At 35.4% G+C, this 26,961-nt stretch carries 19 protein-coding genes and 2 pseudogenes; 15 read left to right on the plus strand and 6 right to left on the minus strand.

Annotated elements, in window-relative coordinates:
- Positions 1 to 136: 136 nt before the first annotated feature.
- Complete coding sequence (locus ABWU29_RS03540; protein WP_242049537.1) at positions 137 to 1,966, minus strand: heme lyase CcmF/NrfE family subunit; 1,830 nt, start codon at positions 1,964 to 1,966, stop codon at positions 137 to 139.
- 22 nt (positions 1,967 to 1,988) lie between these two features.
- Between ABWU29_RS03540 and ABWU29_RS03545 the strand changes: the two genes are divergently transcribed.
- From ABWU29_RS03545 to ABWU29_RS03595, 11 genes and pseudogenes are all read left to right on the plus strand, one after another.
- Positions 1,989 to 2,135, plus strand: a complete 147-nt coding sequence (locus ABWU29_RS03545; protein ID WP_238514247.1) for a hypothetical protein — start codon at positions 1,989 to 1,991, stop codon at positions 2,133 to 2,135.
- 266 nt (positions 2,136 to 2,401) lie between these two features.
- Positions 2,402 to 3,643 (plus strand): hypothetical protein, encoded by a 1,242-nt coding sequence (locus ABWU29_RS03550; protein WP_015588878.1) that lies wholly within the window; start codon positions 2,402 to 2,404, stop codon positions 3,641 to 3,643.
- Between the two features lie 114 nt (positions 3,644 to 3,757).
- Positions 3,758 to 5,083 (plus strand): dihydroorotase, encoded by a 1,326-nt coding sequence (locus ABWU29_RS03555; protein ID WP_141456873.1) that lies wholly within the window; start codon positions 3,758 to 3,760, stop codon positions 5,081 to 5,083.
- A 198-nt stretch (positions 5,084 to 5,281) separates the two neighbouring features.
- Complete coding sequence (locus tag ABWU29_RS03560) at positions 5,282 to 6,466, plus strand: dicarboxylate/amino acid:cation symporter (RefSeq protein ID WP_015588880.1); 1,185 nt, start codon at positions 5,282 to 5,284, stop codon at positions 6,464 to 6,466.
- Positions 6,467 to 6,469: 3 nt separating this feature from the next.
- Positions 6,470 to 7,066 carry an orotate phosphoribosyltransferase gene (gene pyrE, locus ABWU29_RS03565; RefSeq protein WP_015588881.1) on the plus strand — a complete coding sequence of 199 codons (597 nt, stop codon included), beginning with the start codon at positions 6,470 to 6,472 and terminating at the stop codon, positions 7,064 to 7,066.
- Between the two features lie 97 nt (positions 7,067 to 7,163).
- Positions 7,164 to 8,993 (plus strand): translational GTPase TypA, encoded by a 1,830-nt coding sequence (typA, locus tag ABWU29_RS03570; protein WP_015588882.1) that lies wholly within the window; start codon positions 7,164 to 7,166, stop codon positions 8,991 to 8,993.
- 62 nt (positions 8,994 to 9,055) lie between these two features.
- Positions 9,056 to 9,301: pseudogene (locus ABWU29_RS03575) on the plus strand (PD-(D/E)XK nuclease family transposase); the annotation flags it as partial.
- 969 nt (positions 9,302 to 10,270) lie between these two features.
- Positions 10,271 to 12,832, plus strand: a complete 2,562-nt coding sequence (gene clpB, locus ABWU29_RS03580; protein ID WP_015588884.1) for an ATP-dependent chaperone ClpB — start codon at positions 10,271 to 10,273, stop codon at positions 12,830 to 12,832.
- 27 nt (positions 12,833 to 12,859) lie between these two features.
- Positions 12,860 to 17,611 (plus strand): NAD-glutamate dehydrogenase, encoded by a 4,752-nt coding sequence (locus ABWU29_RS03585; RefSeq protein ID WP_174516771.1) that lies wholly within the window; start codon positions 12,860 to 12,862, stop codon positions 17,609 to 17,611.
- Between the two features lie 4 nt (positions 17,612 to 17,615).
- Positions 17,616 to 17,912 carry a hypothetical protein gene (locus ABWU29_RS03590; protein ID WP_010082258.1) on the plus strand — a complete coding sequence of 99 codons (297 nt, stop codon included), beginning with the start codon at positions 17,616 to 17,618 and terminating at the stop codon, positions 17,910 to 17,912.
- The gene (locus ABWU29_RS03595) at positions 17,884 to 19,266 is read left to right on the plus strand and encodes a PleD family two-component system response regulator (protein ID WP_015588886.1); all 1,383 of its coding nucleotides are present in this window, start codon (positions 17,884 to 17,886) and stop codon (positions 19,264 to 19,266) included. Before ABWU29_RS03590 ends, ABWU29_RS03595 begins: the two co-directional genes overlap by 29 nt.
- 815 nt (positions 19,267 to 20,081) lie before the next feature.
- Here ABWU29_RS03595 and recO read toward each other — a convergent pair.
- From recO to ABWU29_RS06020, 3 genes and pseudogenes are all read right to left on the minus strand, one after another.
- On the minus strand, positions 20,082 to 20,804 hold the full coding sequence (recO, locus tag ABWU29_RS03600) for a DNA repair protein RecO (RefSeq protein WP_141456877.1): 723 nt from the start codon (positions 20,802 to 20,804) through the stop codon (positions 20,082 to 20,084).
- Positions 20,788 to 20,934 (minus strand): hypothetical protein, encoded by a 147-nt coding sequence (locus tag ABWU29_RS03605; RefSeq protein ID WP_007548499.1) that lies wholly within the window; start codon positions 20,932 to 20,934, stop codon positions 20,788 to 20,790. The genes recO and ABWU29_RS03605 overlap by 17 nt, the downstream gene beginning before the upstream one ends.
- A 76-nt stretch (positions 20,935 to 21,010) precedes the next feature.
- Positions 21,011 to 22,034 (minus strand): annotated as a pseudogene (locus ABWU29_RS06020) (PDDEXK nuclease domain-containing protein).
- Positions 22,035 to 22,205: 171 nt separating this feature from the next.
- Between ABWU29_RS06020 and ABWU29_RS03620 the strand changes: the two are divergent.
- A complete protein-coding gene (locus ABWU29_RS03620; protein WP_015588888.1) occupies positions 22,206 to 22,826 on the plus strand; it encodes a hypothetical protein in 621 nt (206 codons plus the stop codon).
- 204 nt (positions 22,827 to 23,030) lie between these two features.
- Here ABWU29_RS03620 and ABWU29_RS03625 read toward each other — a convergent pair whose 3' ends face one another.
- Positions 23,031 to 23,369 (minus strand): outer membrane protein assembly factor BamE, encoded by a 339-nt coding sequence (locus ABWU29_RS03625; RefSeq protein ID WP_006279908.1) that lies wholly within the window; start codon positions 23,367 to 23,369, stop codon positions 23,031 to 23,033.
- 131 nt (positions 23,370 to 23,500) lie between these two features.
- Here ABWU29_RS03625 and ABWU29_RS03630 point away from each other — a divergent pair, with 131 nt between their 5' ends.
- From ABWU29_RS03630 to tsaB, 3 genes are all read left to right on the plus strand, one after another.
- Positions 23,501 to 24,490 carry a ribonucleotide-diphosphate reductase subunit beta gene (locus ABWU29_RS03630; protein ID WP_006280119.1) on the plus strand — a complete coding sequence of 330 codons (990 nt, stop codon included), beginning with the start codon at positions 23,501 to 23,503 and terminating at the stop codon, positions 24,488 to 24,490.
- Positions 24,491 to 24,628: 138 nt separating this feature from the next.
- The gene (locus ABWU29_RS03635; protein WP_015588889.1) at positions 24,629 to 25,759 is read left to right on the plus strand and encodes a cation:dicarboxylate symporter family transporter; all 1,131 of its coding nucleotides are present in this window, start codon (positions 24,629 to 24,631) and stop codon (positions 25,757 to 25,759) included.
- Entirely contained in the window at positions 25,759 to 26,343 is a 585-nt protein-coding gene (gene tsaB / locus ABWU29_RS03640) for a tRNA (adenosine(37)-N6)-threonylcarbamoyltransferase complex dimerization subunit type 1 TsaB (RefSeq protein WP_141456879.1), read from the plus strand. Before ABWU29_RS03635 ends, tsaB begins: the two co-directional genes overlap by 1 nt.
- On the opposite strand, the gene ABWU29_RS03645 is transcribed toward tsaB, so the two are convergent.
- The gene (locus ABWU29_RS03645) at positions 26,338 to 26,961 is read right to left on the minus strand and encodes a hypothetical protein (RefSeq protein ID WP_353280135.1); all 624 of its coding nucleotides are present in this window, start codon (positions 26,959 to 26,961) and stop codon (positions 26,338 to 26,340) included. The genes tsaB and ABWU29_RS03645 overlap by 6 nt on opposite strands.

Raw genomic sequence — 26,961 nt, forward strand, 5'->3', positions numbered from 1 at the left:
TCGTAATATATAGGTCTGTCAATAAAAAAATATAACTTTCTTTGGTTCTAACCTTTGCAAATCAGTATCTATAGCTCGGTAATTTCTCATACGTTGCACTCTGGACCTAGGAGCGTTGTTAATAAATCCACGACAGCTAGACAATCCTTGCTCGTCCACTAAAAGGAAAAGCAGCAAGGAGCGAACCAAAAGCGATAAGAAAGGATCCAAACCAGATTATAGACATTCCAGGTTTATAGTGCACTTTAGCTGCAATTTTGCTCTTACTCTTATCAATTTCTCCAATTACAACATAAATATCAGAAAATAAATTGTGGTAGATACTGCTTTCAACATTTTTCTGACCTTCCACAAGGTAAAATCTATATTCAGGGGTTATCTCACCTAATATCTTATTATTCAGCAAATTCCTGATATCCATTGTACCCCTCACTGCATGGAAATTTTTTTCTTTTATTAGCTCAATATTTCGTAAAGTAACTTTAAACTTATTGACTGTTATGCTATCCCCTATTTTTAAGTAATTTTCTTTTTTCTCCTGCCAACCAACCGAATATGCTATACCAAGCACTAGAATTGCCACTCCAGCATGAGCTGCCATCATTGCATAGTAGGATTTAGAAACTTTTTTTGCTAATAAAATTGATTCGCTCTTAAATAAACGAATTCTTTTACTGTATGCTTCTAAAACAAAGATTAATAATGCTATGGAGATAGTAATTGATAGCACAATTATTAGCTCCATGTGAAAGATAAACGGCAAAATAGCTGCAGCACTGCAGAATGAAAATCTATATTCGCGGAATATTGGCAATAGACTATTTCCCTGCCAACTGCAGTATTGCCCAATTATCGTGAGGGCTAGAATAGCCAGTGCAATAGGATTAAATAAAGAATTGTAATATGGTGCTCCAACTGAAATTAATTCACCGGTTAAATATTCGAGCACTGTAGGGTATAAAGTGCCAACGAACACAATGAAAAAGGCAGTGATGAATAATAAATTGTTCATCAGCATCATCGTAAGGCGTGAAAAGAGTCTTCTACCCTCTGTCACTTGAGTAGCAAGTTTCTTTTCAGATTCCAGTGTCACGCACTGGAATGACATTGCAGATGTGTGATTTTTTCTCGTAAACACTACAAATATTACTAAGCTACTGACTGTAATTACACCAAGTAGCGCTAATATATACAGTCCATACCTTGGGTCATCTGCAAACGTGTGCACTGAGGTGAGTATTCCTGAGCGGACTAGAAATGTTCCAGTCACACTCAATATAAAAGTTGTAAGCGTAAGTAAAATAGCAAAGTTCTTTAAAACATTGAAATTCCGTACCACGAGCAACAAATGTGTCAGCGCTACTGCAATTAGCCACGGCATCAAAGAAACGTTTTCCACTGGATCCCAAAACCAAAATCCACCCCACCCAAGTTCGCGATATGCCCACCAGCTACCCAAGCTGATGCCCAAAGTGAGCAGCGACCAAGAAATAAGTACCCAAGGCCTGACAATTTTAGCCCAAACATTTCCTTCAACTTTTGCAATTAATCCAGCTATAGAGAGCGAAAAAGGAACGCTAAACCCAAGGTACCCCAAATATAATATCGGTGGATGAATAGCAAGGCCTATATCTTGCAATATCGGATTAAAACCCAGTCCATCTGTTTCAATGCCTGGCATTTTAGTGAAGGGGCTGGATTCAAGTAAAGTGAACAGTAAAAAACAAAAGCAAATCAAGCCTTGGGTGATCAAGGATACTTTCTTCAATTTACTGCCGTTATCAATAAAAATACCCATCAGAAATAGGTAAAAGGTAAGCACTAAGGTCCAAAGCAACATAGATCCTTCTTTATTTCCCCAAACACCACAAATCTTGTAGATCAAAGGTTTTGTTGTGTGTGAGTGGTAGTATACGTTTTCGAGTGAGAAATCATTTGTAATGTGGCAGTAGATCAAAATAGCCATTGATGTTGATACACAAAAAAATATGGCAGTGGTAATAAACCGACAAGAACTAAGCGGTAAAAACAAATATGTCAAAGACAATAAGCAGGCTAGCAATAGCAATATATTCCCAAGTTCAGGCATAAAAAATTATAGTTTTTATATAAACAATATTACTGATGACAAGTAAGAAGTTAAAGTGTTAATTGACACTTGCTATTGATGCTATAGCTAAAGTGGCTTAGGTTTACCTACAATTTGAAAAACAACAAATTCGTCATTCCGCTACTCGTTAGCGGAATCTATACCGCGAATGAATCGCGGTATGACGTAGGGAAATCTTTCTTGGGTCAGCTATAGCATAATGCTCCCATAGTTAGCTGTGCTAGTATTAGTTAAAAATTAAATATTAAATCTTTATACTTTTATAGATAGCGTTAATATTGAGGTAACATTGTGGGTACAACTAAGATTAGTAAATTTCCATTCAATATAAAAGGTAAAGTGGCAAAACAACATGCCGAACCAATAATCGAAAAAAATCTCTATACTATTTTAGGATTCAAAGATATAGAAGATTTTGAAAATAAGACAAGTAAGCTTGTTAATAAAAAAGTTTGGCAATCATTTGTTGACTGCTTTGCAAAAGAAATAGATTATGCAGCAACCGAAAAAGTTGTAAAAAGCATCGTTTGTAACATTGCAAAGAGTGATCGCGGTGATGCTTTTACCAAAGCTGAACGTCTAATATTAAATGAAAAACAAGGTGATAAAAAGAGAGAAAAAGCGATTAGAGAAGCTATTAGTATTTTGAGAAAAATCAATCCAGAAAAAGCCTTTAATGAACTTTCAGTAATAAAAAAACAAGCTGAAGATTTTTTACAAACCGATTTTTATAAAGCTCAGAGTAAACCACTTCAAGGATTTGCTCCATCTGGTGGACAGCTCTTTGCGGAAGTTCTAAAATATATAGAAACACTAGAAAAATTAGCTGAAGTTAAAAAGGAAGAGCTAGTTAAAGATTTCTTGTTAAATCATGTTAGTTCATTGAATAAAAAGTATCCTAAATCACAAGGTAAAAGGGAAGATGCTATAACAATACTATCAAGTGATGAGTTGAAGAATTTTTACAATAAAGGTGTAAAAGAAGGAATATTACAACCAATGGTATCTTACAAAGGATGCAGAAACCTGTATGACAAAATGAACCAGATAAAAAATGAATCCAAAAGTATAATTAAAAGAGAAGAACGGGAAGAAAATTTAAAGAAAATAGATAAGTCGATAATCAGCGCAATTAATGACATAAAAAAACATAGAGAAGCAATCCTTAACTGTAAAGACTTTCAAAATTCTTACATAAAAGAGAAAAAAGAACATCCATTTAGAGGCAACGCATGTCAAAAAATGATTGACATATATCAAGAGAGAATTGTTGGATATCAGGAGAAAATTCGTCAAAACTTAAACCAAATAAAAGCGATATTAAAAAGTGCGCCGCAAGAAATGGATGATGTGGAAGAATTAGAGGAAATAATCGATGGTATACATGAAGCAAAACAGTTCGATGAAGATTTTGATTCAGCTTTAATTTGTTTATCGAACATGCAGAATGAGCTAGATATTCAACTGGAAAATCCTCCAACAGAGCTAAGAGTTTCACACATTAACGTTAAAACTGAGCTAACTAGGTTATAAGGGCGGGGTTTTTGGGATAATTTTAATTCAAGACAGCTCTTAGTCTGTGTTTTAATTTGGTTGTGTTTTATTAAAAAAACTTTAGATTTATTGCATAATCGATACTCAAATATAATGACACAGACTTGGAATTTGTTACAAACAGGGCAAAAGGAAGGCTATAAAATTGCGTATACTAATGCTCGTATTATCGACCCGGAAACTAAACTTGATATAAAAGGTTCGCTATTGACTGAAGGGGATAAAATTGTTGATTTTGGCGAATCATTATTTTCAACAAGTGGGGTCGATGAAACAATAGACTGTAAAGGGCTTGTTCTAATGCCAGGCCTTATTGACATTCACGTACATTTTCGTGAACCAGGGCAGGAACATAAAGAAACTATATATACAGGTAGCAAATCTGCAGCTGCAGGAGGCGTTACAACTGTAGTTTGTCAGCCAAACACTATTCCAGCAATTGATAGCGTTGTTTTGGCTAAATATTTGAAATATAGAGCACTTGAAACTTCACATGTAAACGTTGAATTTTACGCTAAAATCACCACTTCGGAAGAAAAGTTGACTGAAATGGCACTTTTAAAGGAAGCAGGTGCGGTTGGGTTCACTGATGATGGCATGCCAGTTATGAACCCAATGATTATGAGACAGGCGCTGCTTTATTCAAGTATGCTGGGTGTTCCTATTGCTCAACATGCAGAAGATTTAAATTTATCAGCAGGTGGTGCAATCAACGAAGGTAAAATTTCTGAAGAATTGGGAGTAAAGGGGATCTTAAGTGCGTCAGAATCGGTTATGGTAAGTCGCGATATACTGCTCATGAAAGATATGGAGAATGTGCACTACCATATTCTACATGTCTCTTCAAAAGATTCACTTGATGCTATTAAACGTGCAAAAGATTTGGGATTAAATGTTACGTGCGAAGTAACCCCTCATCACTTCACTTTGACTGAAGATATAGTAAAACAACATGGGGCAATTGCAAAAATGAACCCGCCACTTCGCACTGAAGAAGATCGTTTAGCTATGGTTGAAGGTTTAAAGACAGGTGTGATTGATTGCATTGCAACCGATCATGCTCCGCATGATCGTAGTTCTAAAGATCTGCCACTTGAAAATGCTGCATTTGGTATTGTTGGCCTTGAAACAATGCTGCCCCTTTCACTTGAACTCTATCACAGTGGGCAAATGGGTCTACTTGATGTGCTCGCAAAATTGACATATAAGCCTGCAGATATAATACACATACCACGTGGTCGTATACAAAAAAACCTTGCTGCAGACTTAATTTTAGTTGACCTCAATCATGAATGGGAAATTAAAACTGACAACTTTGCTAGTAAATCAAAGAATTCTCCTTTCGATGGTCGCAAAGTAAAAGGACACGTAGTACGTACTGTTGTGTCCGGCAAAACTATATACTCGCAGAAGAGTTAGTTATCATATCTTATCTATTCCAATTTGTTATCACCAGAATGGGCTAAGTGCACCTAAATTTAAATTAAGAAATCTTACACTGTCTCCGAATAAACACATCCTCTTATCTTTCCCTAATCTGTAAAGTTATTTTGTCTATCAATCTGATTCCAAAACAGCAAAATTATTGTATAATGTTACTTTGAAGTTTTATTTTCAATGCACAAGTTTGCAATACTTTTTTCTATACTGCTTGCAATAGTTGCTTACTATTTAAACAACGAAGTTATATTTGAAATAGCAAAGCTATTTAGTGACATATTTGTTAGTTTGTTGAAATTAATAAGTTTACCTTTAGTTTTTCTATCTATAGTTTCCACAATTTCAGGACTCAAAGACTCAATTGAAATTAAAACCTTAGTTAAGAAAACACTATTTTATACGCTGCTTACAACTATTATAGCTGCGTTTGTTGCATTATCGTTTTATTTGTTAATAGATCCAGCAAGAAAAAATTTCATAAGTAATACAATAGGGAGTGTTAACAGCAATAACCACAGTTATTTTTCATATTTAAAATCACTCATTCCTTCTAATTTTGTGCAAGTCTTTCTTGAGAATAACATTATTGGTAGTATATTAATCGCTTTTTTGATGGGCGGAGCTATTATTTCACTTTCAAAAGAAAAGCAGGATATATTACATCAAATATTCTCTGCACTTTTTGATACACTACTTAAAATTGCTCAAGGGTTATTAAAATTTATTCCGCTTGCTGTTTGGTCTTTTATTACATGTTTTTTGCATGAATTAAAAGGTGGTAGCGAGTTCTACAATCTTTTATGGTATTTTGTTTGCATAATGTCTGCAAATTTTGTGCAGGCATTTCTGATCTTACCGCTACTTATGTGGTATAAAGGCATATCACCAATTCAAACGCTAAGGGGGGTTATGCCAGCGTTGACGCTCGCATTTTTCTCTAAATCATCCAGTGCAACATTGCCAACAACTATAGAATGTGTGCAGAACAAGCTAAAGGTGCCAAAGAAATTGTCGTCTTTTATTTTACCAATATGCACAACAATTAATATGAATGCATGTGCTGCATTTATACTAATCACTGTAATGTTTGTTGCAGAAATGAACGGATACGCATTTTCCTTGAGCGAAATGTTGATATGGATTTTTTTAGCTACAGGGGCTGCAATTGGTAACGCTGGAGTGCCTATGGGGTGCTATTTTATGGCAACCAGTTATCTCGTATCGATGAATGTTCCTTTGCATATTATGGGACTGATTTTGCCTATTTATACAATCATCGATATGTTTGAAACTGCAATAAATGTGTGGTCTGATATTTGCATAACTCAGATAATTAATAAAGAATGTAATAGTGAAACTTAAAAAATGATATTAGACGAAAATAACCTAATAATAAAAGAATTTAAAGAAGCAGAAGCAATTTTGCATGGGCATTTTGTTTTATCATCCGGACTGCATAGTGGCACATACATACAGTGTGCGAAGATTTTTGAAAATCCAAGCAGAGCCATGAAAGTTTGCGCATTATTAGCAGATAAAATAAAAAAAGAATTAAATAGCTCCATAGATTTAATATTATCTCCTGCAATTGGTGGAATAATTGTGGGTTATGAGATTGGCAGGCAGCTTGGAATAAAGACAATGTTTTGCGAGCGCGTTAATGGCAAGTTTGAATTACGCCGTGGATTTGAAATTAAAAAAGGTGAAAAAATATTACTTATTGAGGATGTGATAACCACAGGTAAATCTTCGCTTGAAGCAGTGGAATGTGCAGAAGGGGAAGGAGGTAAAGTTGTTGCTGAAGCTTCTTTGATAAAGAGAAATAGTGAAACGAAACTGCCTTTTCCTGTCATATCTTTGATTGAACTGAACATCAAAAACTACAGCGAGGAAGAACTTCCAAGTGAATTAAAACAACTACCCATAACAAAACCTGGGAGTAGAGAATATTTAACAAAGTAATCCTATAATATCTTGGAAGCACAGCACAGCTTTAGTTATTTACTCTAAGTGTATTTTATGTATACTTATTACTAAATTAATTTTGAAATGATAGAAAATGAACGAATTTAAATCGATCCGAAATATAGCAATAATCGCACACGTTGACCACGGGAAAACTACTTTACTCGATAACATGTTAAAACAAAGTGGCACGTTTCGTGAGAATCAAGAAGTTCAAGAGCGAGTTATGGATAGTGGCGACCAAGAACGTGAGCGCGGAATTACAATACTTGCAAAGTGCACATCAATAATGTGGGGCGATGAAAAGATCAATATTATTGATACGCCAGGGCACGCGGACTTTGGTGGGGAAGTGGAAAGGGTATTGTGCATGGCAGATGGTGTGTTGCTGCTGGTTGATGCTGCAGAAGGTCCAATGCCACAAACAAAATTTGTGCTCTCAAAAGCACTAAAAGCAAATTTGAAGCCAATTGTGATAATCAATAAGGTTGATCGACCAGACAGCAGAATTGATGAAGTACTAAATGAAATATATGAGTTATTTTTTAACCTTGATGCAACCAACGAGCAGCTAGATTTTCCAGTGTTGTATGCTTCAGGTAGAAATGGTTGGTGTGCTAAGGAGCTTTCTGATGAAAGAAAAGATTTAAGCCCATTATTTTCAACGGTTATAGATTATATAAAACCTTCTGTTTATGATCAAAATGCACCTTTTGCTATGTTGGTCACTCTACTTGAGTCTGATAAGTTTCTTGGCAGAATATTGACAGGAAAGGTTTATCAGGGTGTTGCACAAGTTAATTCAGATCTTAAGGTGCTTGACCTCGATGGCAAAGTAATTGAACGAGGAAGATTAACTAAGTTGCTCTCATTTTCTGGCTTGAAACGCATTCCAGTAGAACAAGCTGTGGCGGGAGACATAATTGCAATTGCAGGACTTGAGGAAGCTTCGGTTTCAGATACTATAGCAGCACCAGAAGTTACAACTGCAGTAAGCTCAACTCCAGTTGATCCGCCAACAATGGCGATTACTCTGAGCGTTAATGATTCACCTTTTGCTGGGCAAGAAGGTACAAAGCTTACTTCAACTGCTATAAAGGATCGTTTATATGCGGAAGCAGAAACAAATGTTGCAATTACTGTGACTTTGGCACCAAGCGGTGAAGCATTTGAAGTAGGTGGGCGTGGTGAGTTACAGCTTGGAGTGTTAATTGAAAATATGAGGAGAGAAGGTTTTGAGCTTTCGGTATCACGCCCTCGCGTGTTATTTAAAGAAGAAGGCGGTAAAAAACTTGAACCTATAGAGGAAGTAGTAATTGATGTAGATGATGAATATAGTGGAATCATCATGGAAAAACTCAGCTTCCGTAAAGGTGAAGTAACTGACATGAGACCTTCTGGTAATGGCAGGACAAGATTAACGTTTTTAGTGCCATCAAGAGGATTAATCGGTTATCAAGGAGAGTTTTTAACTGATTCTCGTGGCACAGGCATAATTAACCGTTTATTTCACAGTTATGCTCCACATAGAGGTCCAATTTCTGGAAGGCGCAATGGAGTTTTAATTTCTACAGATAAGGGTGAGGCTGTGGCATATGCAATTTTCAATTTGCAAGACAGGGGAATTATGTTTATTAAGCCACAGGATAAGGTATATTGTGGCATGGTTGTCGGCCAGCATAGCCGTGACAATGATTTGGAGATAAATGTGTTAAAGGGTAAGCAATTAACAAACGTAAGAGCTTCAGGTAGTGATGAAGCTATAAAGCTCACTCCACCAAAGATAATGACACTGGAGGATATGATAGCGTATATAGATGATGATGAATTGGTGGAAGTAACTCCAAAATCTATACGTTTACGCAAGAAATTCCTTGATCCAAATGAACGTAAGCGTGCAGGAAGGGCAAAGAATAAGGAGTAATCAGAGGTTGAACATTTGCGAAAAATAGTGTATAATTATTCGTCTCCTAATTGTATTTAATTATGGCCTTTTCGAAATTTCTCGATCCAAAAAACAATTTCGCGTTCAAGAGAATATTTGGCACTGAGAAAAATAAAGATATTCTCATTCACTTTCTCAATGATATATTGGGCTTCGCTGGCAAAGATGAAATAGAAGAAATAGAATTTCTCAGCACTATCATGGATGCTGAGATTGCCTCTAAAAAACAAAGTATTGTTGATGTTTTCTGTACTGATTCTGCTGGAACCCAGCTAATTATTGAAATGGTGCGACCTGAAAGTCTTAGGTCATATTGTTTAAAAGGAGAGGAATTCCTTCAGAAAGAAACTAAAAGAGTTCTAAAACTTATTAAACCAGATGTTTTGCCATCTGAGTCTACGCATCAGTGCGAATCGGGTAACCGGTTGGTGCCAAGCGATGCGGACAATGAACCTCCTCTTGAAAAAGAAGATGCTCAATCGTGAAAGGAGCATAAACTACAAGCATCATGTGGTTGGAGAGCTAGGCTTAGTGGTATGGTGAACGTAAGTGAAGCTTCATAAGTATCGTAACGATTAAAGAGCTAAAGATGCTGATAAGCTCCGACCAAAAGGTAATGTGACATTTTTCATTTCTGGATGTACGCAAATCACCGGTATAGAGAAGTCACCTAACCCACTGTTGTATGACAGAAGGAACAGGGTAAGCCTGTATTTCCGCCTATATGGCAAGCAAACCGCAAGGAACGCTGATGAAAATGCAGGTAAAGGATAATGGAGAAAGCGAATGCCATTTTGTAACGAAATGTATAGAATTTGTAACATTAATTCGCGTGAAAACGAGCAGATTTCCATTTGGTCCCTCGTGACAAGAAACTTTGTTAACCACTTGAGGTAGAGAAGCAGATGACCTTACCCACAGAAATGATGAAGAAATTAGGAATATTTTTTACAAAAAGGACAATACTAACAAAAGAACTTTATTCTATTTAGAATATAAAGTTACAATAAATTTTCCTGTCATCTCCAAATAAATTACATTAACTTAGTATTGTATATTGTTAATAACTTAAATAATACAACCATTTTCAGCAACAAAAACCAAAGGTCTTGAGATACAAGATATTTGTATGGTTACTATGATAGTTCCTTTTTTAAGAAAGTTTTAAATTTCATACCTAACAATAAACAACTTTAGGTTTAAATTTATGAAATCAGTTGTTATATACATCAGCAAATACGAATTTAACTGGTGTTATGGACTTAAATAAATTTACCGAAAAAGCAAAAAGTCTAATTCAAAGTGCTCAAATGAAAGCGTTGGGAGCTGGGCATCAGATTTTTATGCCTGAGCATTTACTAAAAGTGATGCTTGAAGATGAATCAGGTTTAGTTCAGGATTTGATAAACGCTTGTGGTGGAAGTGTGCAAAGTATTTCTGATGCTGTGGATAGCGCAATAAAAAAGTTGCCAGTAATTGAAGGTCCAGGAAGTGGTGGCCTTCAACTTTCAAGAGAAATAGCAAAAGTTTTTGAAGATTCAATTGGTATTGCAAGAAGAAATAAAGATTCATTTGTTGCTGTTGAGCGTTTACTACAGGGCCTCACTGCACAAAAAGATGATACTGTAGGCAAAATTCTGGCAGAGAATGGTGTGACTCTACAAAAACTGAACTCAGTTATTGCAGAAATGAGACAAGGCAGCAGTGCGGACTCGCCAAACAGTGAGGAAAAATTAAACGCGGCAAAGAAATATACAAAAGATGTTACAGAGCTTGCTATGCAAGGAAAGCTTGATCCTGTAATTGGTCGTGATGAAGAGATCAGAAGAACTATGCAGGTATCACTGAGGCGGACAAAAAATAATCCAGTGCTGATCGGTGAACCTGGTGTTGGAAAAACTGCAATAGTTGAGGGGCTTGCAAATAGAATTGTTGCAAACGATGTGCCACTTGGTTTGCATGATGCAAAGGTCTTAGCTTTGGATCTTGGAGCACTAATTGCTGGCACTAAGTTTAGAGGAGAGTTTGAGGAAAGGTTAAAAGCAGTGATTAATGAGATTTCGAGAGCGGAGGGAAAAATTATATTATTCATCGATGAATTGCACACTTTAGTTGGAGCAGGAGCAACAAGTGGTGCAATGGATGCCTCGAATCTGCTGAAGCCTGCTCTTGCGCGTGGAGAAATTCGCTGTATAGGAGCCACAACTTTAGATGAATATCGTCAGCATATAGAAAAAGATCCTGCACTTGCAAGGCGTTTTCAGCCTGTGTTTATCTCTCAACCAACTGAAACTGATACCATTTCAATACTCAGGGGTTTGAAGGAAAGATATGAGGTGCATCATGGTATAAGAATTACAGATGGTGCAATAATTGCTGCTGCAACGTTGTCCAATAGATATATAACAGATAGGTTTTTACCTGATAAAGCAATTGATTTGATTGATGAAGCAGCAAGCAGGGTGAGAATTGAAATGGATAGCAAGCCTGAAGTTATTGATGAACTTGAGAGAAAGGTTATACAGCTAAAGATTGAAGCAGAGGCTTTAAAAAAAGAAAGTGATGAAAATTCTAAACAGCGTTTAAAAAAGATAAATGAAGAGATCGAAAATCTAAACAGTAAATTTGCTGACTTGAACAGCAAATGGCAGATGGAAAAGAATAAAATAGCTAGAATACAAGAAACAGCCGAAAAATTAGATAACGCTAGAAAAGAGTTGGAATTAGTTCAGCGTAGTGGGAATTTGGGAAGAGCAGGAGAGCTGATGTATGGTGTGATTCCTCAGCTTGAGAATGAATTAAAAAATCAGGAAAAGGTTACTGATAGTTTCTTAAAGAAAGAAGTGACTGGAGATGATATTGCAAACATTGTTTCAAAGTGGACAGGAATTCCAGTTGATAACATGATGCACAGCGAAAAGGAAAAACTTCTCAACATGGAGAATGAAATAGGAAGAAGAGTAATAGGGCAGAAAGATGCAATAGAAGCGATAAGTAATGCAGTTAGGCGCTCCCGCTCTGGGGTGCAAGATACTAATCGACCTTTTGGTTCATTCTTATTCTTAGGCTCAACCGGGGTTGGTAAAACCGAACTTGCGAAAGCCTTAGCTGAATTTCTGTTTGACGATCAATCAGCGCTTCTGCGTTTTGATATGTCAGAATATATGGAAAAACATTCTGTTTCAAAGCTAATTGGCGCGCCTCCAGGGTATGTTGGCTATGAACAAGGTGGCAGATTAACTGAAGCGGTAAGAAGAAGGCCATATCAGGTTATTCTGTTTGATGAAATCGAGAAAGCAAATCCAGATATATTTAATCTATTGCTACAGATCTTGGATGAGGGGAGACTCACTGATAGTCATGGTAAATTAATTGATTTTCGCAACACCATACTGATTTTAACTTCTAACCTTGGCGCTGAGATAATGCTAAAAGGGAATGTTGATTCTGTAAGAAATGAAGTGATGCAAATAGTTAAATCAACATTTCGTCCAGAATTTTTAAACAGGCTGGATGAAATTATTATATTTCACAGTTTAACCAGAGATGACATCTATAAAATTATAGATGTTCAATTTTCTTATTTACAAAAAACACTTGCTAAGCGTAAACTGAGTATAAGTTTGTCGCAGGAAGCTAAAGAACTAATAGCACAAACTGGCTATGACCCTGAATATGGAGCAAGGCCCTTAAAAAGGGTTATACAAGAGTGTATTCAAAATAATTTAGCTAAATTAGTTTTATCAGGGGAAGTAGTAGAAAATGATGAGCTAATAGTGTACGCTCTTGATAATGAAATCTTAGTTAAAAAGGTTTAAGTTCACTGTGTATTTTTGTTAAAAAAAATGTGTATAGATCATAATGTTGACACTGAGTCTTTATTTAAGCTAGCTGATCAAGAAAATCAGCAAGATAAAGAAAAAATTAAAAAATTCATTAAGTATTTTTATAGTTTTGTTTATAAAAGCGACCTAAAAGCCAATGATAAGTTTTTGCTATATATTGTAAACGATGCTTACAATTTTGTTTCTCAAAAAGAGAAAGATGAAAGTAAGTTAGTAGTAAGCAATATAGATGATATACCAGGAATAGAAGGCGATTTTACCACGATTAAGATAACAAACGATGATATGCCATTTTTGGTTGATTCTGTTATTGCAACTATTAAATCGCACAATTTAACCATATGCTATTACAGCAACAGCATAATTAACATTAAAAGAAAAGATGGCCTAATAGACGAGATTTACTCTTTGGAAGAAAGCAATGGAGTCAAAGAGTCAGTCATATATGTAATTATCAAAGGTATAAGTGACAGCTTTGTTGATACATTAAAAGAATCTCTACAGAAAACGCTGAAAGCGGTTAATTGCGTTGTGAAAGATTGGCACTTAATGCTCAAGAAACTTGATGAGGCAAGTCTTTCTGTCATCCCAGTACTTGATACTGGGATCCAGGAAAAGGACACGTGGATTCCAGTGTCACGCACTGGAATGACGCCAGACCGAAATCAAGAGCAAAAAGATTTTCTAGTTTGGTTAAAGAATAATAACTTCGTATTTCTAGGTTATCAAGAATATATTGCTGGTAAAGATGAAAAACTCGTCTGTGACAGCAAAAAGGACCTTGGCCTGATGAGAGTAGGTCAAAGTACGTTGATTCCTTCTGCAAACCTTGATTCCCTATACATATTGAGATCAGATCTAATCTCAATAGTCCATCGGCGTACATACATGAATTGTATAGGAGTAAAAGAATTTGATGACCAGGGTAATGTGGTAAAGGAACGGCGTTTTTTCGGGCTATTTACTTCTGTAGCGGAGGTCCAAGATATTAGAACTATTCCAATAATAAGAGATAAAGTTAAAGTTATAGAAAAAAGTGCAGGGTTTGTAACCGGGGGCCACAATAACAAAGCTCTAATTTATATTTTACAAGTATTCTCATGTGATGAATTGTTCCAGTCTAATGAGAAAGAATTATTTCAAATTTGTACTTCTATTATGTCCCTTGCAATAAGACCAAGAGTCAAGTTATGCTTAAGAAGTAAGGGAGCGTTTACTAGTTGTATAGTGCTGATACCGATGCGTTATGCTAGCTCCAGGCTAATGCTCAAGATAAGCAATATATTGAAGGATGAGATAAATGCAGAAAGTTCAGATATTTATAACCACCACATTATAAACGAATATGACTTAATGAAATTGCACGTGGTGCTAAAGGCTAAAAACGCTAGTATTCCTGATGATGAAGTTTTGCGTATCGAAAACAAATTAAGGAACATTACGGAAAAATGGGAAGATCGTTTTATAGACAATTTATATAATACTTTTAGCACTGTTGAGGATATATTCATCCGTTATTGCAAGGCATTTCCAATAAGCTATCAAGAGAGTTTCGAACCTCATGACGCATATTACGATATGAAAAAATTGGAGATAGTGAGGAAAAAAAGAGTTAGCGAGGTCGATTTAAGACTTACTCGTGACAATCTTAATTATCAATTAAAGGTTTACACTTCGAGCAATGGAGGTCTTGAATTATCGAAGATATTAAGAATTACTAAGAATTTGGGAGCTAAGATTCTATCTCATAATGGCTATTACATAGAAATTAACGGCGGAATATGGATACACCATTTTGTGTTGTCAAGAGTCGATGAATTAATAGACAACATTACTCTAAAAGAGCAATTTGAAATAACACTTGCGAAAGTGTTTAGCAAGGAAATTAAAAATGACTATTTCAATAGTTTGATCATTATTGCTGGGCTCAAGTGGAAAGAAGTGCTTCTGGTTAGAGCGTTAAGTGCTTACCTAAAGCAGACGTCATTTAACTACAATCCAGAATATATCCAAAAGGTAGTCTCAGAGCATCCAAAAATAGTAAAGTATTTGATACAACTATTTCATGCAAGATTTGATCCTAACATAGACATTGATAGAGCAGAAACTACGGACATTGTCAGAGAAAAAATTGAGGAACTTCTAAAAGAGATCAGCAATGTTTCACATGATTACGTTTTGCGCTCGATATTTAACTTGATAATGGCTACTTTAAGGACCAGTTATTATCAAGACGATAAACCATATTTATCTACAAAATTTGACTCAAGTAAAATAAATGGTTTACCTGATCCTCGTCCGTATCGTGAATTGTATATTTATTCAAACCTTTTTGAGGGGATACATCTAAGAGGAGGGAAATTAGCCCGTGGTGGCTTAAGGTGGTCGGATAGGACGGAAGATTTTCGCACTGAAGTTTTGGGGCTCATGAAAGCTCAGATGACAAAAAATGCGGTTATTGTCCCTGTTGGTGCAAAGGGTGGGTTTGTAATAAAGCAAGCTTATAAAGATAAGAATATTTTAAGAGAGAAAAGTGTTGAGTGCTATAAGAGTTTCATTAGAGGAATGCTTGATATTACTGATAATGTAGTTGATGGTAAAATAATTCCACCAAAGGATGTGATTAGGTATGATGAAGACGATCCATACTTGGTGGTTGCGGCAGATAAAGGCACTGCTTCATTTTCTGATTATGCCAACCAAATAGCCTCTGAGTATAATTTTTGGCTTGGTGATGCATTTGCATCTGGTGGATCAGCAGGTTATGACCACAAAAAGATGGGTATCACAGCAAGAGGTGCATGGATTGCAGCACAGAGGCATTTTTGGAAAATGAATAAGGATATTTACCAAGATGTAACTGTAATTGGGATTGGAGATATGGCTGGCGATCTATTTGGAAACGGTATGCTGCTTTCAAAAAATATACATTTAATCGGCGCATTTAACCATATGCATATTTTTGTTGACCCAAACCCTGATGCAGAAAAGAGTTTCACAGAGCGTAAACGTCTCTTTGAGTTACCATTTTCAACCTGGATGGATTATAACAAAGATTTGATCTCTCAGGGTGGAGGAGTATTTGAGCGTAGCAGTAAGCAAGTAAACATTTCTCAAGAAATAAAAAAGTGCTTTGATATAACAGAAGATATGCTACCTCCAAGTGATTTGATTAGATATCTGTTGAAAGCAAAAGTGGACTTCATATGGAATGGAGGAATCGGCACGTTTGTTAAGGCAAAGAGTGAAAATCATAGCATGGTCGGTGACAAAGCAAACGACGAGTTAAGAGTGAATGGTAAAGATATTAGAGCTTCTATGTTTATAGAGGGTGGAAATCTTGGTTGTACACAGTTTGGAAGAATAGAATATGCTGAAAAAGGTGGATATATCAATGCAGACTTTGTTGATAATTCAGCCGGAGTGATATGTTCGGACCTTGAAGTTAACATTAAGATTGCATTTGTTTCAGCTATGAAAGCAGGGGGTATTTCTTTAGAAAAAAGGAATGAAATACTGGCAAGTATGGTGGATGAAGTTGCATCCAAAGTGCTTGAGAACCACAACAAAATTGAAACAAAAGCATTACTTCTTGAGTGTTTGCAAGCTAAAGAGAGATTGGAGCAGCACCACAGGTTACTGCTCAGTTTAGAAAAATCTGGGCTGTTAAACCGAAGCGTAGAATTTCTTCCAACTGAAGAAGAGATAGCAAGGATGTTAACTGGTGCAGAAGGTTTCAGTTCTCCTCAGCTCTCTGTTCTAATGTCTTATGCTAGAACAGCAATAAAAAATGAAATTATACATTCCGATCTGTCTGAAAAAGATCTTATATCTCATGACTACTTGCTAGGTTATTTTCCTAAAAAGATGGTAACAAAGTTTAAGGATTTCATATTAAAACACCAACTTCGTAGAGAAATTATCTCTACTTGCATTGCAAATGATGTAGTGAATAGAATGGGCTGTATATTCATCAATAATTTGGCTGAGAACACTGGAATTAAGATACAAGAAGCGGTTAACATATATATTGTTGTTAACCACCTGTATGATTTAAACAGCCTGTGGCAGAAAATTGATGAATTGGATGGAAAAATTGATGTTAACTCATACTTACAAATAGTGAGGAACGTGCAGAAATTTATTGGCAGAGTATCATTTTGGCTAGTGAAAAATCTTGGCAAGCTTAGCTTTGTAGAATTGGATGATGTTACAAAATTTAAAGATGCAATTGAAACTTTAGGCCAGAACTTAACTGATGTTTTAGATGAACACCTATTAAAGATCTATAGCCATGGATCAACTTCTTTAGTAGAACTTAATATAAATAAAGATCTAGCAAAAAAAGTTGCTGATCTATGCGTTCTTGCTTATGCACTGGACATTATATCTGTTGCTGAACAGACATCTTTGTCCATTCTTGATGCTGGTAAAATATACTTTGAGTTAAAGTCGCTGTTAAGATTCGATCTGATTAGAACAATTGCCATCAAGATGAAAAGCCGCTCTTCTTATTGGGATCGCAGCTTAGTTAATGATTTATTGGACGATTTAAGCAATTACCATCACAAGCTAGCTGTTAAAGTCATAAAAGCTACTGATAACCCCGAAGATAAGGTTCAAACCTGGGCTTGTGATGATAAGGACTACATAGAACGTTATAATAGTTTTTTAGATGAGATGGTTGCTTCTAAACTTGATTTAAGCAAATTAATATTTATAATCAGAAGGATTAAAGTACTTGCTTCATAGGAAAATGTTCAATATAGGTCTTTCAGAAATTTTAGTTGTAGCTTTAGTGAGCATAATTGTTCTTGATAAAAATAAGGTACCTGTATTTATTGATTTTATTAAGACTATATATAGGTATTTTACAATTGTAAGGTTAAAAGCCAGAAGGTTATTGAAGGATGCCGGAATTGAAGACTTATATAAAGAGTGTAATACTGAGAAAGTAAATTACATAGTTGGTAAAAATGGTAAGCTTTATCCTACTTACGATATAGATAATACATCTAAAGATAATGACAGCGAAGATTCTGGTAGTAGATGATGTACTATCTAATGTCAAGCTTTTAGAAGCTCGACTAAAAGCAGAGTACTATACGGTTATCGTAGCTCATGATGGTGAAGAAGCTATAGATTTAGTAGCAAAGCAGCAGCCTGATATTATATTACTTGATATCATGATGCCAAAGATGAATGGCTTTGAAGTTTGTAAGGAGCTAAAGAGTGATCCCTTGACAACCCATATTCCAATAATTATGGTAACTGCGCTGCATGATACTCATGATAGAGTGCAAGGTATTAATGCTGGCGCGGATGATTTTCTGACTAAACCAATAAACAAAACTGCTTTATCTGCACGAATTAAGTCTCTCACACGCTTAAAGATGATTATCGATGAATTGCGTTTGAGAGGAGAAACTAACGCTGAGATTGGTGGAGTCGCAGGAAACAGTATTATGGATTATTCCAATCAGATTTTTGATGCTAACATACTTGTTATAGATGAGGATGTTCATCAAGCAGAGCAGATATATAATATATTAAAGCAACGCTTTAGGTCAATTAAAATACTGAGTGATCCAATAGAAGCATTGAAGGTTGGTATTGAGAATGGTTACGACCTGATCATTTCTGATATGCAATTTTCAAAAACTGACGGCTTGCGTTTGTGTTCTGAGTTTCGTAGTAAGGTGGAAACACGTTATACACCAATTCTGATTCTTTCTGAGGATTATGATAAAAACAATTTAGTAAAAGCACTTGATGTAGGTGCTAATGATTATTTAACAGTACCTTTGGATGAGGGTGAGTTAATAGCAAGGGTTAATTCGCAAGTGAAACGCAAAAGATATCAAGATGCCTTGAGAATGAATTTATTTAATAATGCGGAAATGTCTATAAAGGACCCATTAACTAACTGTTATAATAGAAGATATTTTGATGCACACTTAAGAAACATTGTTAAGGACTCTGTGGAAAAGGATAGAAGGTTGTCTCTTATGATACTTGATATAGACTATTTTAAGATGGTGAATGACAGTTTTGGGCATAGTGCTGGAGATGAACTTTTAAAGCAAATACAGAGAAGAATTTCTGAAAATATTAGAGTGACAGATTTGTTAGCTAGATTTGGTGGTGAGGAATTTGTTGTTGTAATGCCAGATACCGATACATCAGATGCGTATACTATTGCGGAAAGAATACGCAAAATTATTGCTAAAAAACCTTTTATACTTGCGGATAAAAATACAACCCACGATGTAACTGTGAGCATTGGAATTGCAGAAATGCAAGAATCTGACCTTGACAATATTAAAGAATTTATAGTACGTGCCGACAAATATTTATATAAAGCAAAAAACAGTGGTAGAAATAGAGTGGTTACTGGCTATAGCTAAAGTGGCTTAAGTTTGCCGACAACCGTCATTCCGCTACTAGTTAGCGGAATCTATGCTGAGATACCGCGAATGAATCGCGGTATGACGGTTCGCGGCAGCATGACGATAAGGTTTATACCTTGTCATTCCAGTGCTTGACACTGGAATCCAGTTTTCCATATAATCTCATCGAAAACGTTGTAACCACTTTCCATGCTAGTTTGCTTGTTCACAAGCAAATTTTTCTGGATCCCAGTGGGCTTTGTTGCATCGCTAGCTATGATGGATAAAGATAAAAAAGGTAGAGAATATCAGTAGCTTATTATTCTGGTATTTATAACAAGAACGGTCAGTGAATACCTAAATTTGAGTAAAAGAAATTTCACTACCACTCACTAATCCGGCTAAAATTCAAGAATTTCAATGCTTTAGCTATTTTCAATAGAATTAAATTTATTAATATAAATAATAAATTACTATTCTTAAATTTGATCAGATTGATTGCAAAAAAACAAGATTTTCAATAGGTTGCTTATAATCCTAACTATAGTTAGCCTTTCATAAGTAGCGATGCAACAAAGCCATCCCAGTGTCTGGGCACTGGGATGACATCATAGGGGCGCTGGGATGACATCATAGGGGCGCTGGGATGACACCCTGACAACCGTCGTCCCGCTGCTTGTTAGCTGGATCTATGCTAAGAGATACCGTGAATAAATCACGGTATGACGGTTCGCGGTGGCATGACGATAAGTTCGTCATCCCGCTACTTGTTAGCTGGATCTATGCTAAGAGATACCGCGAATGAATCGCGGTATGACGTAGGACTGCTAAGATTAAAGCGACAACATGAGGTTTCTCAGCTCTGGAAATTTCACGTTTAACTGCAAAAATAGATACTTATTTAAAAAATATCCTGTGACTTTCAGTCCTAACTGAAATTCTTGGAATGAGTAGCTGTTTTGTAGGGTATTATTGTATACATCATGCAACATTTGTGGAAAAGGTAGGAGTTTATCTGCATAATAATCTCCTACTTTTTTTGACACTGCTCTACCAGTTTTTGGAGAAATAAATTGTAAATTTTCCTTAACACCTGTTACAGCGCATTTGGATAAGTCTAACTTGAATCCCAATTGCGTAAGAAGCAGAAGCTCTAAGTTAAGATAATGGCTTTGCCAAGACTGATTGTTGTGTTTAATTACATCGATGAAATATCGAAAATTGTCATACAGCACGGCACAGGGTTCACTTTCTGGAAGCACTTTTTCTAAAATAGAGGAGAAAGAAACAATAGTAATGCTTTTTAACCTATCTTGAAAGAAATGATGGAATGGAGATTCGATTAATTCGCACTTAAAAAAACCTAGATTTTCAGGTAACTTAGCACTCCATTCTGCATGTAATAGATTACTTATCTGAAACTTATAATTGCTATTGTTTGTTAGCTTAGTTAATCCCCTGCGCTTTCCATGATTTTTTGTAAACAGAGAAAGAATTAAGTTTTTATCGCCGTATTTTTTAGCAGCTATAATGATGCCTTCATCTTTCCATCTCATTTAGAGTGTATTGACCGTATGATATATAGGATAGTGCACCTAGAGCGTGTAATCCATAAAAATCACTTACTCCGTTACTGTTTGCTTCCAAAGTTTCAAGGCTATGAGAGAGTAAGTTATTGGCTGCCACTCTTCTTCCTGAGCCTGATGCATTTCATACTGAGCTTTTGGTTTGCTAAATAATTGTTTGAATGATTTTAGTAACATTACTTTTCCTCGTCTGAAATTTTGGATAATTCAGCTTCTAATTCTTCTATCGTCGGTAAAGCTGTTTTTATGTTCTCTGGTAGATTTTCAGTTATTCGATATTCTGCTAGCCCTATTGGCTTGTTCATGTCTCGGAGTGTATATTTAGCAAGTACATCGTCTTTAGATTTACATAAGATTAACCCTATAGAAGGTTGATCTGTCGAGTGCTTCAGTAAATCATCAACTGCAGAAAGATAAAAATTCATTTTACCAGCATATTCCGGCTTAAAATCCTTATCTTTTAGTTCAATCACTACGAAGCAACGTAACTTTAAATGATAGAATAATAAATCAATATAAAAGTCTTTATTACCAACATCTAAATGAAATTGTCTACCAACAAATGCAAATCCTTCACCGAGTTCTAACAGAAATTTTTCCATATGCCCTACGAGTCCTTTTTCTACTTCTCTTTCATGAGCATCCTTACCTATACTTAAAAAATCAAAAATATACGGATCTTTTAATGTGTAATGTGCTAGATCGGATTGTGGAGATGGTAATTTTTCTTTAAAATTAGTTATTGCTTTTCCTTGACGTTTATGTAGTCCAAGTTCTATCTGCATCACCATAATGTTACGTATGTTCAATAGCTTTTTTTACATAAAATAATCTTATTTCATGACTTTCTATTTTTTCCAAAAGAGTGATATTGTGATACCAAGTTAATTGTGCAAGAGGCTCCTGCACAAATTCAACATCAGGATATTCTTCGGCAAACTTACGCATATACTTCAGATTTCTCGTGCTAAAGCCTTTCATTTCTGGAAATGTACTTCTCAAATCCTTACTTAATTGATCAATTACCTTAGCTCCCCAGCCGTGTTCTCTTTGCCGTTTTAAGATTTCTGTTCCAATATAATGGTAGAGCAAGATAAGCTTACTATTTACTGCAAGCGCTGCCTTATAACGGCTTGTTGCAATACGATCTTTCAACTGCTCTAAAAATTCTGTATATTCTTTTCCTATAATTTTTGTCATACGGTTCCTTTTAATCCATTATACAATTCTTTGTCTGTCGAGAAGGCAATCTTTCGCTTGCCTGCAACTTTGAAGGGATTCCTTATTTACTTCAAACTTGTCCATCAACTAAAATATATTGACTTTACATGCAATATTAGCTTTAAACCAGTAAAACAAGCTGCTTAACATATGCGTTTTTTCTATTCTAATTACATTCTTTTTTTATCTTCATGTGGTTTTCTGCTTTTTTCGTTACCTTCAACAAAAGCCCAAACGAATGATACGTCAGTTGTTTCTATACCACAAAGGAAAAAAGAAACAGTTGGGCACACTGTTGTAGCACAACCGAGGCAAATTATCGAAATGCAAGAAGAAGTCATTATTAACGAGGGTAAAGAATTTATTCCTGTTCCAAAAAGAAAAAAAAGTGTAGAGAAGAAACTAAGAAGGGATGTTAAAGAGGCAAAGAATGAAATAGGAAACGAAAAAAGCGTTGAGAGCAAAAAGGATGAATTAGTTGTAACAGAAATTATTAACTCTATAAGAGACAAACTTACAAAATGCTGGAGCATTCCTGAAAGCATAGCTTACAAAGAAAATTTTAGTATAAAAATCAACTTATTATTATCCAGTCAAGGTGAGATAATTATGGCCGATATAGCAGACAGTAGTTCCTATCGAGATAATCCACTTTTCAGGTCGATAGCAGATAACGCAATGCGTGCAGTATATAAATGTAGCCCATTAACCGGCTTGCCTATTCAGCACCACCACATTTGGCGTGAAGTAACACTAGACTTTATTCTATAGCTAAAGTAATTGCAGCTGCATGAATGTTGTGAACGTCACATTTCACACGAAAATGTAATTCAATGATGGAATTGCGTACAAAATAGATTCCAGATACAAGTGTCATGCTACTTGGGTAACATCCTTCCTAGTGGACTAAAATCACAATATTCGTACAGTTATGGAATGAACCGCGGTATGACGTAGGAAGATCTGAGCAAACTTTCAATCAGAAACAGCCAAAGATCTCTCTAAGATGTCAGTTTCTTTTGTATCTTCAACTTTACCGTCCTGGTCGAATGAAATTTGCAGAGACTTACTACTATACTTCCTTTTTCCTAAAAAATTGGCTTGTTTAATTTTATATGAGACATAGTACCAAACATTGTCATCGAACTTTGATACTAATGTTGGTGATCCTAAAGTGTGAACCACTTTTTCTTTATCGTCACCTACTTTTATCTTGCTCCACAATTCAACACTAATGCCAGGAGCTCCGTGATTGTGAATAGTGTGAGTGCAGCTCACTGTAAATAATAAAATAAAAGATATTAATACTCGCATTTCTGTTGATAAATTACTTGAAGCTATAATACACTAATAAATTATCTGCCGTCAAATTTCAAAAAAGTTAAATTGACTGATTCTCAATATCACTTAATATAATATTTACTTTAGAAAATAATAGGTGTCTTATGTCATTGTTAGAAGCAGATCCAATATACAAACCTTTTAATTACCCTTGGGCGTATGATGCGTGGCTGCAGCAACAAAGAATCCATTGGATACCTGAAGAAGTTCCGCTCGCTGATGACGTGAAGGATTGGAAAACTAAACTTTCAAGTGTAGAAAAAAATCTACTAACCCAGATCTTTAGATTTTTTACTCAGGCAGACATTGAAGTAAATAACTGCTACATGAGGCATTATTCAAATATATTTAAGCCAACAGAAATATGCATGATGCTTGCAAGCTTTTCCAATATGGAAACCATACACATTGCAGCTTATTCTTATCTTTTAGACACAATTGGCATGCCAGAAAGTGAGTATCAAGCATTTTTAAAGTATGATGCTATGAGAAAGAAATATGAATATATGTTGGAATTCGAGGAAAGCAAAAAACACGATAAAAAACATGTAGCTAAAACTCTAGCAGTGTTTGGTGCATTCACTGAAGGGTTGCAGTTATTTGCATCATTTGCAATTTTGCTCAATTTCCAACGTTTTGGAAAAATGAAAGGAATGGGGCAGATAATCGCCTGGTCAGCCCGTGATGAAACTTTGCACACCAATTCAATTATCATGTTATTTAATACATTTATTAAAGAGAATAATGAAATTTGGGACAACGAGTTTAAAGAGGAATTATATTCTGCATGTCGCACCATCGTTGAACTTGAGGACGAATTCATAAAGCTTGCCTTTGATTTAGGAGATGTTGAAGGACTATCCGCAGAAGAAGTGCGCAATTACATACGCTACGTAGCAAACAGACGGTTAATGCAATTAGGTCTTGAGTCCATATATGATGTCAATGATAATCCTATTCCGTGGCTTGATGAAATACTAAATGGCGTGGAACATACGAATTTCTTTGAAAATAGAGTAACAGAGTATAGCCGTGCAGCAACTCAAGGCACATGGGAGGAGGCTTTTACTGAAAACGACACGAATAATAAGTGAGTGCTAATTTCACTCTTCTTTGTCATTCCAGTGTCAGCTACTTTCATTACACCATTTGCTGTGCAGTTTAGGCAGTTTTGCTTTACTTAACAACTAACTTACCATATATATGTCCATAGAACATTGGTATATAAGAACGTGCTACAACTACTAATCTTACTCACGGTCATCACTTCAGCTGCATTCTTTGGTCATTTAGTTCCAATGGAAATAAAAACCTTCTTGTACTCAGTGAGCCTTAGTATAAAAGAGGTTTTGCTATTTATAATGCCTTTTGTTATTTTTGCGTTAATCTTTAGCAGTGTTAACAATCTTAAGCAGTCAGCTATAAAGTTTATATTATTACTTATTATAATGATCTTCTTATCGAATCTGGCTTCAAGTTTAATAGCTTATTCTGTTGGGCATTTTATCATACAAAACACTTATTCAATACAAGATATAACGTATGAAGAAACAATTGTTCCTTTATGGTCGTTTAGACTGCCGCTACTCCTTTCTAATTTTTATGCCCTTGCTTGTGGATTTGTATCCAGCATAGTAGTGTCCACATTGCTACCCAAGAAAAGCAAAGAGCTTTCGAACAAAATGTTAGATTTAACTCTCTTTATTTTGAAAACGTTTTTGACGCCGATTATTCCAATATTTGTACTTGGGCTTGCTTTAAAAATGCAGCATGATCAAGTTTTATCTATAATATTTAAGGATTACTCAATAATTTTCATTATTATAGCATCTGCAACCTACCTTTATGTTTTCCTCTTATATGGAGCAGCAAATTCATTCAAGGTTACAAGCTGGATAGCTAGTATAGGCAATATGATACCGGCATTTATTACTGCAATGAGCACAATGTCTAGTAATGCAACTATGCCGCTTACTCTTGAAGGAAGCAAAAAAAATGTAAAGCAACCTGACATAGCATCGTCTGTTGTACCAATAACTGCTAGCTTTCATTTAGTAGGTGATTGCTTTTTTATTATAATATTATCAATGATAATTGCCTCCGGTTATTCATTATTCACAATAGATTATGTAACTTTTCTTCTCTATTTTTTGTTATTTAAGTTTGCTATCGTGGCAGTGCCGGCAGGAGGAATTATGGTAATGCTACCTATTCTTGAGAAACATCTCAAATTCTCTCCAGAAATGCTTTCGTTAATTACAGCATTGTATATAGTGTTTGATCCAATAATCACTTCAGCAAATGTTATGGGTAATGGTGCCTTTACTATGATGTTTGCAAAACTCTATGATAAGCTTAAGTAATGTCTATTTTAGCGATTGATACTGTAGGTATTGGTAGTTCAATAGCAATAGTTGATTATGATGGTAATTGTTTTGTAGAGCGCAATTCCGCCAGCAATAGTCATGCAGAATCATTTTTTAAAACTTTAAATACTTTATTTAATAAGCACAATTATAACTACGATAAAATAGACCATTTAGCGGTAGTAGTTGGACCAGGAAGTTTCACTGGAATTAGAGTTGGTATATCAGCAGCACAAGGTATAAATCTTGCTACAAATAAGCAGTTATATGGAGTTAGTGCGCTGGAAGTTCAAGCCTATGCAATATCTTTGCTTTGTAAAAATAGCAAAAAAAATATCAGAGCTATAATCAAAAATGCTCAAGGGTTTTATACGCAGTTATTTGATTTCAATTTATTGCCGCTGTCTGGTCCAACTGCAGCATGTGACCCTGGTCACGCTACAAGCAGTACACATATGGATTGCAATTTAAATGCTAGCCATGCAGGACTATTAGTTCATTATAGACTGAAGAACAAGCAAAAATTAAACGAAGTTGAAGCTTTATATTTAAATGAGCCTCAGTATATGAAATTGCTATAGATTATTCTTTTGCATACACGCAATTTGGCTAAGCTTGTGCATCTGGTTTACTATCTCTTGAGCTACTTCTTTTATACTCATATTTGAATTTTCTATCTCTATGGCACTCGGTGGTATAAATGAATCGTTAGTCCTCAATTTCTCTATAACGTTATTTACATTAATCACCCTCCTATTTTTTCTTTGCCTTTTTAATGCAATACGCTTTTGTAATGTCAGTAGATCGCACCTGAGTACTACAGGAAGGATTTCTGTGCCCATTTTTTTACTAAGCCTTACTATTGAATCATACGTCCTCATGTTCTGGTCATTATTTTCCATCAACTCATCAATAAATATGTAATTTTTTGAGTGAATCGGATAATTTTCTATTACCTGAAGCATAATTTGCATAATGCCATATATTCTATCTTGAACTTCTTTAGGTATTGGATCATGTTCAAAGACACCATCGTATATAGAGCAAGCTTGAACATTGTTATAGAACTTGCTATTTATAATTAATGCGTCTATCATATTAGATAATTCTATTGCTGTGGAAAGTTTACCACTTCCCGAAAGACCAGAGAGATATATGAAAAATCCTGCTGGCTGTTTTTTTGTGTTAATATTTACCAT

This window comes from Wolbachia endosymbiont (group A) of Phasia obesa, from assembly GCF_964028125.1.
Classification (GTDB): domain Bacteria; phylum Pseudomonadota; class Alphaproteobacteria; order Rickettsiales; family Anaplasmataceae; genus Wolbachia; species Wolbachia pipientis.